The sequence below is a fragment of the Arthrobacter sp. 01T419 genome, assembly GCF_056398865.1.
This window is the reverse complement of sequence record NZ_JBFTQF010000009.1, coordinates 135,157-148,530: the sequence shown is the minus strand read 5'-3', so window position 1 is coordinate 148,530 and position 13,374 is coordinate 135,157. Positions and strand designations below refer to the sequence as shown.

Below are 13,374 nucleotides of genomic sequence, written 5' to 3'. Positions count from 1 at the left end.
TCATACTGGCCCCATGACCGAGATCCGCAGGCTGACCCCACTGGGCTGGCTGCCCACCGATCCGCTCGTCGCGTACAACAACGCGGACGGCAGCATCGTCCCTGCAGCGGCCATGAGTCGGGGAAACAACTCCTACTACGACCGCCACGGATTCCACGGCTCCCGCCAGATCGTGTGCGTGGACTGCAAGGAAGACGTCCGCGACGCACCTCTCTCCCTGGTCAAATCCACCGCCCGCCGGCCCCATTTACGCCACCAGCCCGGCGAAGCGCCGGACGGTCTTCGCCGGCATGGCGAGACCGCTGAACACCTGCGCGGCAAGGCACTCATCAGCAGCTGGGCCCGGGACCAGCGCCACATCTTCCCCTGGTCAATCGAGGAGGAGGTGTGGGTAACCGGGGCCAGGCTGCGCAGCGACGTCCGCGCCGAGATCACCGGCGGCGGCCACCTCGCCTTCGAGGTCCAGCGCAAGCCCGTGGCCTGGAGCGACTGGGACCGACGCCACTGCGGATACGGCAACGAGGGTATCCGCGACCTGTGGCTGTGGGCGCCCGAAGTTCCCGACCCGGTGCTCGACCTTCCCCTGGTGAGCGTCGTGCTGGACCTGCAGCACGAGGAGCTTGGGGTCCTCGTTGCCAGCTACGCCGGGCGCTACCGCCACCCCACTAATGAGGACTATCTGCTCACACCCACCCACTACGCGGCCGCCCCGCTGGGTGAGTGGAGCATCTCTGATGCCGGAAAGCTCGTGCCGCCGGCGGACCTCAATGAGTTCATCGGCGTGAAGCCCGAGGCCGCCAGACGAGTACAACTCCAAGCCCGCCGGGAGCGGCTGGCCCCACCGTCACCGCCACTTGAAAGGCCCCAGCTTCCCTTTGTTTACAAGGGAACGGGGGCCTTTTGCTTTACCTGAGGCAGGGGTAACAAAAGATGCTCAGAGCAACGGTTCGACAGGGACTCCGCAACCCGGCAGTAGCTGTTGCGCACGGCTTCGCCGGCGTGTTAGCGTTCCGGTGATCGTGATCTATCGGCAGGAGGTGAGTCCCATGAACGCAGTATCCACAATGGGTGCTCCCCCGCAGTCCACGATCGCGCGACTGAACTAGTCGCCACCGGGAGCGCCGACACATGCAATTCGCGAAAGGCGACTCCCATGAACACAACACCTTCTTCACCTCTGCACCCCACTCCGACGGCGCCCTCCGCGGGCGGGCGCGCGTTGGTCCTCGGTGGCGGCGGATCGACAGGCAACGCCTGGTTGATCGGCGTCGTCGCCGGCCTGTTCGAAGCCGGGCTGGACGTGACCACGGCCGACCTGACCGTCGGGACGTCGGCCGGCTCGACGGCCGCGGCCCAGATAGCTGGCGCGACCCCGGCCGAGCTGCTTGCCGCCGTCCTTGCTGCTGCCCCGCAGCAGCGGACCGGTGCGGTCGGATCCGGGCCAGGACACAATCCTGGTAGGCCGGTGGTGGACCAGCTGGAGAGGATGAGCAGGATCATCGCCTCCGCTGAGGATGCGGCTGACATGCGCCGCAGAATGGGCGCAGCGGCACTCGACATGGACGCGGCCTCGGACGGCTCATGGTCGACACAGTGGCGCACTACCGTCGCCTCGCGGCTGCCCAGTCAGAGCTGGCCGGAACGAACAGTGCTCGTCACGGCGGTCGATGCCCGAACAGGTGAGCCGGTAGTGTTCGACAGCAACAGCGGAATCGACCTGGCGGACGCCATCGCCGCCAGCTGCTCCAGTGGCCTTCCCTACAGGACCGGGGACAATCGATACATCGACGGCGGCTACCGACGCAACGAGAATGCCGATCTGGCAGCCGGGTACGGGCGGGTGCTGGTGCTGTCACCCTTCAGCGGCAGAACGCTGCATCCGCTGGACTGGGGCATGCAGCTCGCGGCGCAGGTCGACGAGCTACGCGCAGGCGGCAGCAGGGTCGAGACGATCTTCCCGGACAGCAACTCCGAGCACATGTTCGGCACCAATGCGATGGATCTGTCGATGCGTCCGGCCGCGGCGCGGGCCGGACACGAGCAAGGCATGGCCCTCGCCGAGCAGCTCGCCAAGTTCTGGCGCTGACGCCCGCGAATCCATCGGCTCGGTAGGCATGACGACCTGACGAGGAAGCCCGAAAGGAAAGTCGATCGACCCCGGTGCCTGAGGCGCCGGGGTCGTCACACGACAGGTGTGGCTAAGCGTTGGCTGTCTGACGAGCGCGGTATTCGTCAGCGGCGTAGACGCCGAGGACGCGCACTTCAGTGGTGAAGAACTCCAGTTCCTCCAGCGCGCGGCGGAGGCGCGCATCCTCAGGGTGGCCTTCGACGTCGGCCATGAACATGGTGGCCGAGAATTCGTTACCCACCATGTAGCTCTCCAGTCGGGTCATGTTGACGCCGTTGGTGGCGAAACCGCCAAGGGCCTTATAGAGGGCCGAGGGCACGTTGCGGACGCGGAAGACGAAACTGGTGATCGCGGGTCCGGGAATGTCGGCCTTGGACGGCAGGTCCCGTTCCTGGGCCAGGACCACGAAGCGCGTGGTGTTTGTGGGATCGTCTTCGACGCCGGAGGCCAGGACGTCCAGCCCGTACAGGCGCGCGGCAAGCGGCGGCGCGAGGGACAGTTTGCGGGGGTCGTTCCAGTCGCGCACTTCCCTTGCGGAGCCAGCGGTATCGCCAGCGATGACTGGTTTCAGGCCCGCTTCGCGGATGATCCTGCGGCACTGCCCGAGTGCGTGGATGTGGCTGTGCACCTCCGTGGCGCCCTCGATGGTGCTGCCCGGGATGCCTAAGAGATCGAAGCGGATCGGCAAGAAGTACTCGCCAACGATCTGGAGCTTGGACTGAGGGAGAAGGACGTGGATGTCGGCCACGCGGCCCGCGATGGAGTTCTCGATGGGGATCATGGCCAGGTCCACGGCCCCCGTGGACACCAGTTCAAAGGCGTCCTCAAAGCTGGCGCAAGGCACGCTTTCGAGTTCGGGGAACATTTCCCTGCACGCGAGATCCGAGTTTGCTCCCGCCTCACCTTGATACGCAATTTTCTGGGTCATGGTGCTCATGGTTTCATGCAGGACACCAAGCAGCCCAACTGGGTCGCCGTTCAAGGCCGGAAGGCTATCCGCAGCGGTGCCTGGAGCCGAACGACTGGTTCGATCCGTCCCCTGTCTAGAGTAGTGATTGAGCGGTCGACGTTGACGGCGCGCTAACGGATGCGCCCATTGGGGGGAGATGCAGAAATGACAGACGCGGCGACAGCCCCGGAAGTGGGCTCAAGGGACTGGTGGGACTACCGCCCGGTCTTCTCGGTCACCAAGAGTGATTCGAGGATCCGCCCAAACTGACCAGTGAGCTACGGGCGCTGGAGGCTTGCCTGGGAGGCGAAGTGGTCCACTACTGCTCACTGGCTCAATTCTTGGAGGGCGGCCGTCCCCGCGGGTGCCGGTTCGTAGCGTTGCAGGGCCGAGCTTGAGGCTACGAGCCGGCGCAAGTCCTGGAGGCTCCAGTGCTCATGGGCGGCCGCGCGTGCCTGTACCAAAACGTTCCCCAGCGCCGTGGCTTCCACCGGGCCGGCCACCACCGTTTTGCCGGTGGCATCGGCCGTGAGCTGGCACAGCAGCCGGTTTTGCGAGCCGCCGCCAACGATGTGGACCACGGACGTCTGCTTGCCGGAGAGTTCTTCGGCGCGTGCCAGGGTTCTCGCGTAGCCGGCGGCCAGGCTGTCCAGGATGCAACGCACGACGGCGGCCGGACCGTCCGGTAGAACGGCGCCTGTGGCGCGCACGGCGGATCGGATCCGCTCGGGCATGTTGTCCGGGGCAATGAACGCGGGATCGTCGGCGTTGATTTGCGGGCCACCGGCGGGCAGTGCGGCCGCGGACTCGAGCAGGCTGGCGAGCGACGGCGCGTGCCCTTCAGCAGCCCAGGTGCGCATGCATTCACTGAGCAGCCATAACCCGCCCACGTTGCGCAGGTACCTGATAGTACCGTCGACCCCGCGCTCGTTGGTGAAGTTGGCCAGCCGGCTCGCTTCGCCAACGACCGGGCCGTCCAGTTCCACCCCCACCAAGGACCACGTCCCGGAAGAAATGTAGGCGAAGTCTTCGCGCGACGCCGGCACCGCGGCCACAGCCGAGGCAGTGTCGTGCGATCCCACGGCAACCACCGCAGTGTCCGCCGGCAACCCTGTCCGGGCCGCGATGTCCGGAAGCAACGTGCCCACCGTTTCGCCGGGCTGAATGATGGCGGGGAACAGGTTTTTGGGCAGGCCGAGCGGCTCGAAGAGTTCGGTGGCCCACTCCCCGGCCACGGCGTCGAAGAGTCCGGTGGTGGACGCGTTCGTGGCCTCGCTCCGGCGCTGACCGGTGAGTTTGAACGCGATCAAGTCCGGAATCAGCAACGCCTGCAGGCCGCGCAGGTCCCGCTCGGTGGCGAGCTGGTAAATCGTATTGAACTGGAGGAATTGCAGACCGGTGGTGGCGTAGAGCCGCGCCGGAGCCAGCGCCTTGTGGACGTTCGCGACGGCGGAGCGGCCCCGCTCGTCGCGGTAGCTGAACGGCTGCGCGAGGAGTTTGCCGGAGTCGTCCACCAGCCCGTAGTCGACGGCCCACGTGTCGATGCCGATGCTGGTGATCCGCGCACCGCTCGCGGTGGCCGCCTCAGCGGCAGCCGCAAGTCCCTTGAGGACCTCCTCGAACAAAGCATCGAAGTCCCAGTGGAGTCCGCCGTCGAGCTCTATGACGCCGTTGGGGAAGCGGTGCACTGTTTCGAGTTCGGCCCGCCCGCCGGTGACGCGGCCGAGCATGACGCGGCCCGACGACGCTCCGATATCGACGGCGACGAAAACGCCGCCCGCATTGGCTTGCCCGTTCATCGCAGGAAGGCCGCGGCGACGCCCGCGTCCACCGGGATATGCAGGCCCGTGGTGTGCGAGAGCTCGTTGCTGGTCAGGACGGCGGCGGCGTTGGCCACGTGCTCGGGCAAGACTTCGCGCTTGAGCAGGGTGCGCTGTGCGTAGTACTTGCCCAGTTCCTGCTCTTCGACCCCGTAGACGGCGGCACGCTTGGCGCCCCAACCGCCGGCGAAGATGCCGGAACCGCGGACGACGCCGTCGGGGTTGATGCCGTTGACGCGGATGCCGTACTCGCCCAGTTCAGCGGCAAGCAAGCGAACCTGGTGGGCCTGGTCTGCCTTGGTGGCGGAGTAGGCGATGTTGTTCGGACCCGCGAACACCGAGTTCTTGGAGGAGATGTAGACGATGTCGCCGCCCATGCCCTGCCCGATCATGACCTTCGCCGCGGCTTTGGAGACCAGGAACGAGCCCTTGGCCATGACGTTGTGCTGCAGGTCCCAGTCCTTCTCTGTGGTTTCCAGCAGCGGCTTGGAGATGGACAGACCCGCGTTGTTCACGATCAGATCCAGTCCTCCGAAGGCGAGGACAGCTTCCTGGACGGCCGCGGCGATCTGGGCTTCGTCGGTGACGTCGGCCTGCACTCCGATGGCGACGTCGGCACCGCCCAGTTCCGCAGCGACGGCTTGGGCGTTCTCAAGGTTCAGGTCGGCAATGACGACGCACGCGCCGTCTGACGCCAAGCGGGTGGCGATCGCCTTCCCGATGCCCGACGCCGCACCGGTCACCAGCGCGATGCGCGTCGCGTGGGACTTGGGCTTGGGCATCCGGGCGAGCTTGGCTTCCTCGAGGGCCCAGTATTCGATCCGGAACTTCTCCGATTCCTCGATGGGGGCGTAGGAGGAGATGGCCTCGGCGCCGCGCATCACGTTGATGGCGTTCAGGTAGAACTCGCCGGCCACACGAGCGGTCTGCTTGTCCTTGCCGTAGGAGAACATCCCGACGCCGGGGACCAAAACGATGGCCGGGTCGGCGCCGCGCAAGGCAGGACTGCTTTCGTCGGCGTGGCGGTCATAGTAGGCCTGGTAGTCCTCGCGATAAGCGGCGTGGAGCTCCTTGAGGCGTTCGATGCTTTCCTCGATGCCTGCGTCAGCGGGGAGGTCCAGCACCAGGGGCTTGACCTTGGTGCGAAGGAAGTGGTCCGGGCAGGAGGTGCCCAGCGCGCCGAGGCGCGGGTGCTCCGATCCTTCGAGGAACTCCAGGACGCGGGTGTCGTCGCTGAAGTGGCCTACCTGCGGCTTGTCGGCGGAGGCAAGGCCGCGGATTACGGGAGCCAGGGCGGCTGCTTTGGCTTTCCTTTCGGCTTCAGGAAGCGCCGCATAGCCCGGGAGTTTGGCGCCGAAAGGCTCGGCTTTGCCGTTCTCCGCGATGTAGCGTTCGGCCTGGTCGATGATCCAGAGGGAGTTGGCCTCGGCTTCCGCGCTCGTGGCGCCCCACGCGGTGATGCCGTGACCGCCGAGGATGGTGCCGATTGCTTGAGGGTTGGCCTCCTTGATCGCCGCGATGTCCAGTCCCAGCTGGAAGCCCGGGCGGCGCCACGGAACCCACACCACCTTCTCGCCAAAGATCTTGGACGTCAGCGCTTCGCCGTCCACCGCCGTCGCAATCGCGATGCCCGAGTCCGGGTGCAGGTGGTCCACGTGCGCGGCATCAACCAGACTGTGCATGGCGGTATCGATTGACGGAGCGGCGCCGCCCTTGCCGTGCAGGCAGTAATCGAACGCGGCCACCATTTCGTCTTCGCGCTCGACGCCGGGGTAAACCGCCTTGAGTGCCTGCAGCCGGTCCAGGCGCAAAACGGCGAGGTTTTCGGACCTCAGGGTTCCCAGGTCGCCACCGGAACCTTTGACCCAGAGGAGCTCGACATCTTCGCCTGTGACCGGGTCCTTTTCAGTGCCCTTGGCCGAGGTGTTCCCGCCGGCGAAGTTGGTGTTCCGCTTGTCCGCGCCGAGGCGGTTGGAACGGGTGATCAGTTCTTCAACAGTCTTGTTGCTCATGCTCTATGCGCCCCATCCGGCTTGCTGGCCGCCCACGCGGTCTTCGTTGATCTTCTTCTGGTATCCACTGGCCTTGAACGCCGTCATCGGGTCCGCGGGCAAGCCCCGCGATTCGCGCCACTCGGCCAGGACAGGCCGGACATCGGTGTAGAAGGCATCGTTGAAGATGCCGTTGGCGGCCAGGACGTCACCGCTCTTCTGGGCTTCGGCCAGCGCGGCGCCGTCGATAAGCAACGCGCGCGCCGCCATTTCCTGGACGTTGAGCACCGAGCGGATCTGGCCCGGGATCTTCTCTTCCAGGTTGTGGCACTGGTCCAGCATCAGGGCCACGCCGGACTCTTTGCCGAAGCCTCCGCCGCGGATGACCTCGTGCATGATGCGGAACAACTGGAACGGATCCGCGGCACCGACGATCAGGTCGTCGTCCGCGTAGAAACGCGAATTGAAGTCGAAGGATCCGAGCTTGCCGAGGCGCAACAACTGCATCACGATGAACTCGATGTTGGTGCCTGGGGCGTGGTGGCCGGTGTCCAGGCAGACGAAGGCCTTCTCCCCCAGGGCCAATGTCTGTGCGTAGGAGGTACCCCAGTCCGGGACGTCGGTGTGGTAGAAAGCCGGCTCGAAGAACTTGTACTCAAGCACCAGGCGCTGGTCCTCGCCGAGGCCGGCGTAGATTTCCTGCAGGGACTCGGCCAGGCGGTCCTGGCGGCCGCGCATGTCATCCTGGCCCGGATAGTTGGTGCCGTCTGCCAGCCAGATCTTCAGGTCCCGGGAGCCCGTGGCGTGCATGATGTCGATGCATTCCAGGTGGTGGTCGATGGCGCGGCGGCGTACGGCTGCGTCGGAAGACGTGAGGGAACCGAACTTGTATTCGTCGTCCTGGAATGTATTGGAATTGATGGTTCCCAGTCCAACGCCAAGATCGGCAGCGTACTCGCGGAGAGCGGAGTAATCTTCCACCTTGTCCCAGGGGATGTGCAGTGCCACGGTCGGCGCGAGGCCTGTCAGTTCGTGGACCTTCGCGGCGTCGGCGAGCTTCTCCTGGACAGTCCGCGGCGTGCCGGGCGTGCTGAACACCTTGAAGCGGGTGCCCGAGTTGCCGTAGGCCCACGAGGGAACTTCGATGGCCAGTTCTTCCAACCGGCCCAGCGCCGTTGCTACGTCTTTCATGATTGTTCCTTCTGCGGTTGGTGGTTGTCCCCTGAGGCCCTGGCCGCGGACAACTGGTCCTCGAGATTGAAGATTTCGGTGAGTTGGAGGAATCCCTGGTCTGGTGACTGCGCCCCGTCCTCGAACAGGAGTGCCATTTCCGCCTGCCAGCGGGCATTCACCTCGGTCAGGGCCATGCGGGCCCGCGCCGCGTCAAAGTCGTCGCACTCCACGTATCCCACCAACAGCCCGTCGTCAGCGAGGAACAGCGAATAGTTGTTCCAACCAGCCGCCTTGAGTTCCCGGAGCATCTCCGGCCACACCGCAGCGTGACGGCTTCGGTATTCGGGAATCTGGCTGGGTTTGACCGAGGAACGGAAGCACACCCTCATCTGGAATTCTCCTGGTCTGAATGTGAATGAATCAGATTGATTGAATCGATTCATTCAAACTCTAATTGAATCGATTCATAGAAGCAATAGCTGTCGGCACATTGCTCCGGCAACTCCGGCACTGCTCGTGGCAAGCGCCGGAGTTGCCGCCGTGCCTAGAAGTTGTACTTGTCCACGTTGTCCGCAGTGAAGACCGTGGGATCGCCGAGCAAGACGGTGGAGTTGGCGCCGATCTTGAATTCGCCCAGGGTCCCGGCCTTGAACGTCTGGCCTTCGGCGCCGGTGATCTGGCCGGAAGCGAGGGCCGCTCCTGCATACGCTGCAAGATAACCGAGTTTTTCAACGTCCCACAGGGCGAATGCCTTCATGGTTCCGTTCTTCAGGAATTCCTTGAGCTGGCTCGGGAAGCCGAGACCGGTCAGCTGTACCTTGCCTTTGTATACGGATCCAGCGAGGTACTGCGCGGCGGCCGCCACACCGACTGTCGTAGGCGAAATGATGCCCTTCAGGGTCGGGTGCGCCTGGAGGAGCCCCTGGACTTCCTGCTGGGACTTCTGGGCATTGTCATCGCCGTAGGCGGTTGCAACGAGCTTGAGCTTGGAGTACTCAGGCTTCTGGAGTTCCTTCTTCATGAGCTCGATCCACGCGTTCTGGTTCGTGGCATTGGCCGTCGCGGACAGGATTGCGATATCCCCGCCCTCGGAACCGATGGCGTCGGAAATGAGCTTGATCTGGGTGGAGGCGATGCCCTCCGCGGTGGCTTGGTTGATGTAGAGGTCACGGCACGACGGGTCCGTGTCGGAGTCAAACGTGACCACCTTGGCTCCGGCGTTGCGGGCCTCGTCCAGCGCCGAACAGATTGCCTTGGGGTCGTTCGCGGAGGTTGCGATCACATTGGACCCCTGCTGAGTGAGAGTGTTGATGTAGCTCACTTGGCTGGAGGCGCTGGCTTCCGAGGGACCCACTTCGGAGAATGTGCCCTTGAACTCTGCGACCGCGTTCTTGCCGCCGCGGTCAGTGACGGTGAAATACGAGTTGTTCAGCTGTTTGGGCAGGAAAGCCACTTTAAGGCCTTCCTTGAGCGGAGCATTTGGGTTCGCTGAGGCACTGGAGCTGGCGGCTCCGCCGCCGGCGGTGCTGGAGGAGTTGGTGGTTCCACCGCACGCGCTGAGCGCGAGCGCGAGTCCCGTGGCGACGGCGACATAGGCCGGCGCCAGGCGACGGGCTCCGGTTGTGGACATGAACTTCATGGTGGTGCCTTTCAACTGAACGTCGTTGTTTCTGTGGTTTGGACGGTGATCAGGTCGTTGAAGCTTTTCGGGACAAGGAGCGGGCCCGGGTGATGGCATTGGGAGCAACGACGGCGAGGATGAGAAGCCCGCCGGTAAGCATCGACAAGGTGTCCTCCGGGACGCTGGCGAGCTGGAGCGCGTTGCGCAGGATGGCCAAGAGCCCGACGCCGGCGATGACACCGGGCAGCGTGCCTTTGCCGCCAAAGATGGAAACCCCGCCAAGCAGTACGGCCGCGATGACCGAAAGCTCCAGGCCCGTGGCGTTATCGCCGCGTGCGCTTCCGTAGCGCAGGGTCCACCACACGCCAACCAGCGAGGCGACGGCGCCCGAGACGACAAACAGCCAGAACTTGGTCCGTGCGACGCCGATTCCCGAAAAACGGGAGGCATCCACGCTGTAGCCGATCGCGAACAGGGAGCGGCCGAAGCCTGTGAAGTGCAGGACGACACCGAAAATGATGGCCAGCAGAATGACCGGGACAATCCAGACGGGGATGCCCGTGGCACCGATCTTCGCCTGCAAGCCGGTGGTGATGGCCCGCGGGAAGCTGGTGACCGCTTGGTCCCCCAGGACAACGAAGGCCAGGCCGCGGAACAGGGCAAGCGTGCCAATAGTCACCGCCAGTGATGGCAGCCCGACCACCGAGACGAGAAACCCGTTGAATGCCCCGGACACAATCCCAAGGACAATGCACAGCGGGACAATCGTTTCCATCGGCATGCCGGCATTCCAAAGCGCCCCGAACACGCAGCTGACGAAACCCGCAATGCTGGCGACGGAAAGGTCGATCTCTCCGGTGAGGATGATCAGCGTCATCGGCAAGGCCAGCAGAAGGATCGGGATCACGTCGATGAGTAGGAACCCGCTGTTGCGCGGGGTCGCGAACCCGCTCACGGTCATGGACGCGACGGCGATACTGGCCAGGAGTGCCACGATGATCGCGGCGTCCCAGCTGCGCAGGAAACCGAAGCGGGGAGAGCGGCGGGTGTCTGCTGCCGGCGGTGCTGTATCAACCAGCATGTGAATCGTGTCCTCTCAAACGGCGCTCGGTGCGCAGGGCAAGGTACCGGTCCAAGGCAATTGAGGCCAAGATCAAGGCGCCGATCATGGCTCGCTGCCAGAAAGGTGAGACTCCCAGGACCGGGAGGGCAGAGGTGATGGTGGTCAGGAGGACGGCGCCGATTGCAGCTCCGTAGACCGTACCGACGCCGCCGGCGATTGCCACACCGCCAACCACAGCCGCGGCCACGACATTCAGTTCAAGCCCTTGACCCGCCGTCGCGTCCAGGTTGCCGTATTTGGCGGCGTAGATCACTCCGGCGAGGCCCGCGAGGGCGCCGGAAATGGCGAAAGCGAAGAACACCTTCCGCCCCACGCGAATTCCGTACAACCGAGCAGCTTGGACGTCTGAGCCGATGGCGTAGAACTCGCGTCCGGAGCGCAGGTTGTTCAGGTACAGGCCGAAGGCTATGACGACCGCGAGGGCGATCAGCGCCAGGTAGGGGAAGCCCAGAAGGGCGTCGGCGCCGAGGGCCAGGAATTGTCCGGGGAGATCTGACGGGCTGATCTGCTGGCCCTGGGCCCAAGCAAAGTCGACGCCGCGGAAAATATACAAGGTTCCGAGGGTGACAACCAAAGCCGGCACCTTGGCCACCGCGATCAATGCTCCGTTGACAGCTCCCAGCAATGCGCCGATAGCGAGGCCGATGGCGAGCATGGCGATCACGGGCAGCTCAGGCAGCGCGATGAAGATTTTTCCGGTAGCAAAGGCGGTGAGCCCCAGCACCGATCCGACCGACAGGTCCACGTTCTTTGTGACGATCACGATCGCTTGGCCGACGGCGAGGATCACGAGGATCGAGGAGTTCAGCAGCAGGTCCTTGATGCTTTGCCCGCTCAGGAACCGCGAATTGGCAGCTACTGTCACGGTCACCAGAATGGCGAGTGCGAGGAAGACGCTGAACTCGCGGGACCGGGTCAGCGTCCCGATCCAGGCCAATGACGGCTGACGTTGCAGGGATATGGTGGTCACGCTGTTGTCTCCTTGGTTTTCGGGTCGACACCCGTGGCGGCCGTCATGACGGATTCCTCCGTGGCATCGTTACGGCTGAGTTCTGCTGTGATCCGTCCCTCGTGCATCACCAGGACACGGTCCGACATGCCCAGGATCTCGGGCAGTTCCGAAGAGATCATGAGGACGGCGAGGCCCGTTCCCGCGAGTTCGGAGATGAGCCGGTGGACCTCGGACTTGGTGCCGACGTCGATTCCACGGGTGGGTTCGTCGATGATCAGGACGCTTGGGCCGGTGGCCAGCCACTTGCCCAAAACCACTTTCTGCTGATTGCCGCCAGAGAGGGTTGAGATCGGGGACCCCACCTTGATTTGTAGCTTCTTGGCCCATTCCTGGGTGGCCTGGCCCTCGGACTGGTTGGTGAGGAGGCCGAAGCGGCTCAGTTTCCGCCGGAGGGTCAGCGTGAGGTTACGGCTCACATTCAGCTCCATGACAAGGCCCTGTTTGCGCCGGTCTTCCGGGACGAACGCGAGTCCGGCGGCCATTGATGCCCGGGGTGACAAGGGCTTGAGCAGCTCGTTCCGGACCAGCACTTCACCGGAATCGTATTTGTCGATGCCGAAGAGGGCCCGTGCCACTTCGGAGCGCCCGGCGCCGACAAGGCCGCTGAGCCCGACTATTTCGCCAGCCTTGACTGTGAACGAAATATCCGAGAACACGCCCTTGCGGCTAAGTCCTTTCACTTCGAGGGCGGTGGGCCCGATCTGCGTTTCCTGTTTCGGGAACAATGATGCGACGTCGCGGCCGACCATCTGCCGGATCACCCCGTCCACCGTGAGTTCGGAGGCCGGAGCGGTGGCGACGTGCGCGCCGTCGCGCATTACGGTGATCCAGTCCGCCAGGGCAAAAACCTCTTCGAAGCGGTGGGAGATGAACAGTACAGCGGCCCCTTGCGCCTGCAAGGTGCGGGTGACGGCGAAAAGCCGGTCAACTTCGATTCCGCTGAGGGCCGCCGTCGGCTCGTCCATGATCAGCACACGCGCGTCGAGCGAAATGGCCTTGGCGATTTCCACCACTTGCTGGTCTGCGATCGAAAGGCCCTGCGCAGCCCGGTCCGGATCGATCTTGACTCCCAGCTGCTGGAAAAGGTCCAATGCCTGCTGGCGCATCGCCTTCCGGTCGATCCTGCGGAGGGAGCGCAGCGGCTGCCTGCCCATGAAGATGTTCTCGGCGACAGTGAGATCCGGGAACATGGTCGGTTCCTGGTAGATGACCGCAATCCCGGCCTCGCGGGCGTGAAGCGGATCGCGGAAGGAGACCTCTTGGCCGTCTAGCAAGACGCGGCCGCGGTCCTGCTGGTGCAGGCCCGCGAGGGTCTTGACCAGCGTGGACTTGCCGGCGCCGTTTTCTCCAACCAGCGCAGTGACTTGACCCTGGTAGAGGCTGAGACTGGCGCCCCGCAGTGCGTGCACCGCGCCAAAGGACTTGTGGATATCCCGCAGTTCCAAAACAGGAACATCGGCCACCTCGGCACGCGGGTTGCTCCGAACCGTGGCGTCTTGTGCTTCGGCCATGTTCGTTACTCCTTTGTAATGAATCGATTCATTTGTGAACCTACTC

General features: G+C 64.4%; 11 protein-coding genes. 2 read left to right on the top strand and 9 right to left on the bottom strand.

The genetic code is table 11. From position 1 onward, the window contains the following. Positions 1 to 13 precede the first annotated feature (13 nt). A complete protein-coding gene (locus AC1DLO_RS14680; protein ID WP_476890418.1) occupies positions 14 to 913 on the top strand; it encodes a competence protein CoiA family protein in 900 nt (299 codons plus the stop codon). A gap of 240 nt (positions 914 to 1,153) precedes the next feature. Beyond that, a complete protein-coding gene (locus AC1DLO_RS14675; protein ID WP_476890417.1) occupies positions 1,154 to 2,086 on the top strand; it encodes a patatin-like phospholipase family protein in 933 nt (310 codons plus the stop codon). A gap of 112 nt (positions 2,087 to 2,198) precedes the next feature. Here AC1DLO_RS14675 and AC1DLO_RS14670 read toward each other — a convergent pair whose 3' ends face one another. The 9 genes from AC1DLO_RS14670 to AC1DLO_RS14630 form a co-directional block, all read right to left on the bottom strand. Continuing rightward, the gene (locus AC1DLO_RS14670) at positions 2,199 to 3,056 is read right to left on the bottom strand and encodes a prephenate dehydratase (RefSeq protein WP_476890481.1); all 858 of its coding nucleotides are present in this window, start codon (positions 3,054 to 3,056) and stop codon (positions 2,199 to 2,201) included. Positions 3,057 to 3,403: 347 nt separating this feature from the next. Next, the gene (locus AC1DLO_RS14665; protein ID WP_476890416.1) at positions 3,404 to 4,876 is read right to left on the bottom strand and encodes a rhamnulokinase; all 1,473 of its coding nucleotides are present in this window, start codon (positions 4,874 to 4,876) and stop codon (positions 3,404 to 3,406) included. Continuing rightward, positions 4,873 to 6,909, bottom strand: a complete 2,037-nt coding sequence (locus AC1DLO_RS14660) for a bifunctional aldolase/short-chain dehydrogenase (RefSeq protein WP_476890415.1) — start codon at positions 6,907 to 6,909, stop codon at positions 4,873 to 4,875. Before AC1DLO_RS14660 ends, AC1DLO_RS14665 begins: the two co-directional genes overlap by 4 nt. Positions 6,910 to 6,912: 3 nt before the next feature. Beyond that, positions 6,913 to 8,079, bottom strand: a complete 1,167-nt coding sequence (gene rhaI / locus AC1DLO_RS14655; protein WP_476890414.1) for an L-rhamnose isomerase — start codon at positions 8,077 to 8,079, stop codon at positions 6,913 to 6,915. Further along, positions 8,076 to 8,450: an L-rhamnose mutarotase gene (locus AC1DLO_RS14650; RefSeq protein ID WP_476890413.1), complete on the bottom strand. Its 375-nt coding sequence runs from the start codon at positions 8,448 to 8,450 to the stop codon at positions 8,076 to 8,078. Before AC1DLO_RS14650 ends, rhaI begins: the two co-directional genes overlap by 4 nt. A 155-nt stretch (positions 8,451 to 8,605) precedes the next feature. Continuing rightward, positions 8,606 to 9,700: a rhamnose ABC transporter substrate-binding protein gene (gene rhaS / locus AC1DLO_RS14645; protein WP_476890412.1), complete on the bottom strand. Its 1,095-nt coding sequence runs from the start codon at positions 9,698 to 9,700 to the stop codon at positions 8,606 to 8,608. 49 nt (positions 9,701 to 9,749) lie between these two features. Next, a complete protein-coding gene (locus AC1DLO_RS14640; RefSeq protein ID WP_476890411.1) occupies positions 9,750 to 10,763 on the bottom strand; it encodes an ABC transporter permease in 1,014 nt (337 codons plus the stop codon). Next, complete coding sequence (locus tag AC1DLO_RS14635) at positions 10,753 to 11,775, bottom strand: ABC transporter permease (RefSeq protein ID WP_476890410.1); 1,023 nt, start codon at positions 11,773 to 11,775, stop codon at positions 10,753 to 10,755. The genes AC1DLO_RS14640 and AC1DLO_RS14635 overlap by 11 nt, the downstream gene beginning before the upstream one ends. Beyond that, a complete protein-coding gene (locus tag AC1DLO_RS14630; protein WP_476890409.1) occupies positions 11,772 to 13,328 on the bottom strand; it encodes a sugar ABC transporter ATP-binding protein in 1,557 nt (518 codons plus the stop codon). The genes AC1DLO_RS14635 and AC1DLO_RS14630 overlap by 4 nt, the downstream gene beginning before the upstream one ends. Positions 13,329 to 13,374: the final 46 nt, after the last annotated feature.

What these genes read in the sequence shown, in the direction of transcription:
- AC1DLO_RS14660 (WP_476890415.1), bottom strand. Translation starts at nt 6,909, where the DNA reads ATGAGCAACAAGACTGTTGAAGAACTGATCACCCGTTCCAACCGCCTC.
- AC1DLO_RS14630 (WP_476890409.1), bottom strand. Translation starts at nt 13,328, where the DNA reads ATGGCCGAAGCACAAGACGCCACGGTTCGGAGCAACCCGCGTGCCGAG.
- AC1DLO_RS14670 (WP_476890481.1), bottom strand. Translation starts at nt 3,056, where the DNA reads ATGACCCAGAAAATTGCGTATCAAGGTGAGGCGGGAGCAAACTCGGAT.
- AC1DLO_RS14680 (WP_476890418.1), top strand. Translation starts at nt 14, where the DNA reads ATGACCGAGATCCGCAGGCTGACCCCACTGGGCTGGCTGCCCACCGAT.
- rhaI (WP_476890414.1), bottom strand. Translation starts at nt 8,079, where the DNA reads ATGAAAGACGTAGCAACGGCGCTGGGCCGGTTGGAAGAACTGGCCATC.
- AC1DLO_RS14665 (WP_476890416.1), bottom strand. Translation starts at nt 4,876, where the DNA reads ATGAACGGGCAAGCCAATGCGGGCGGCGTTTTCGTCGCCGTCGATATC.
- AC1DLO_RS14650 (WP_476890413.1), bottom strand. Translation starts at nt 8,450, where the DNA reads ATGAGGGTGTGCTTCCGTTCCTCGGTCAAACCCAGCCAGATTCCCGAA.
- rhaS (WP_476890412.1), bottom strand. Translation starts at nt 9,700, where the DNA reads ATGAAGTTCATGTCCACAACCGGAGCCCGTCGCCTGGCGCCGGCCTAT.
- AC1DLO_RS14640 (WP_476890411.1), bottom strand. Translation starts at nt 10,763, where the DNA reads ATGCTGGTTGATACAGCACCGCCGGCAGCAGACACCCGCCGCTCTCCC.
- AC1DLO_RS14675 (WP_476890417.1), top strand. Translation starts at nt 1,154, where the DNA reads ATGAACACAACACCTTCTTCACCTCTGCACCCCACTCCGACGGCGCCC.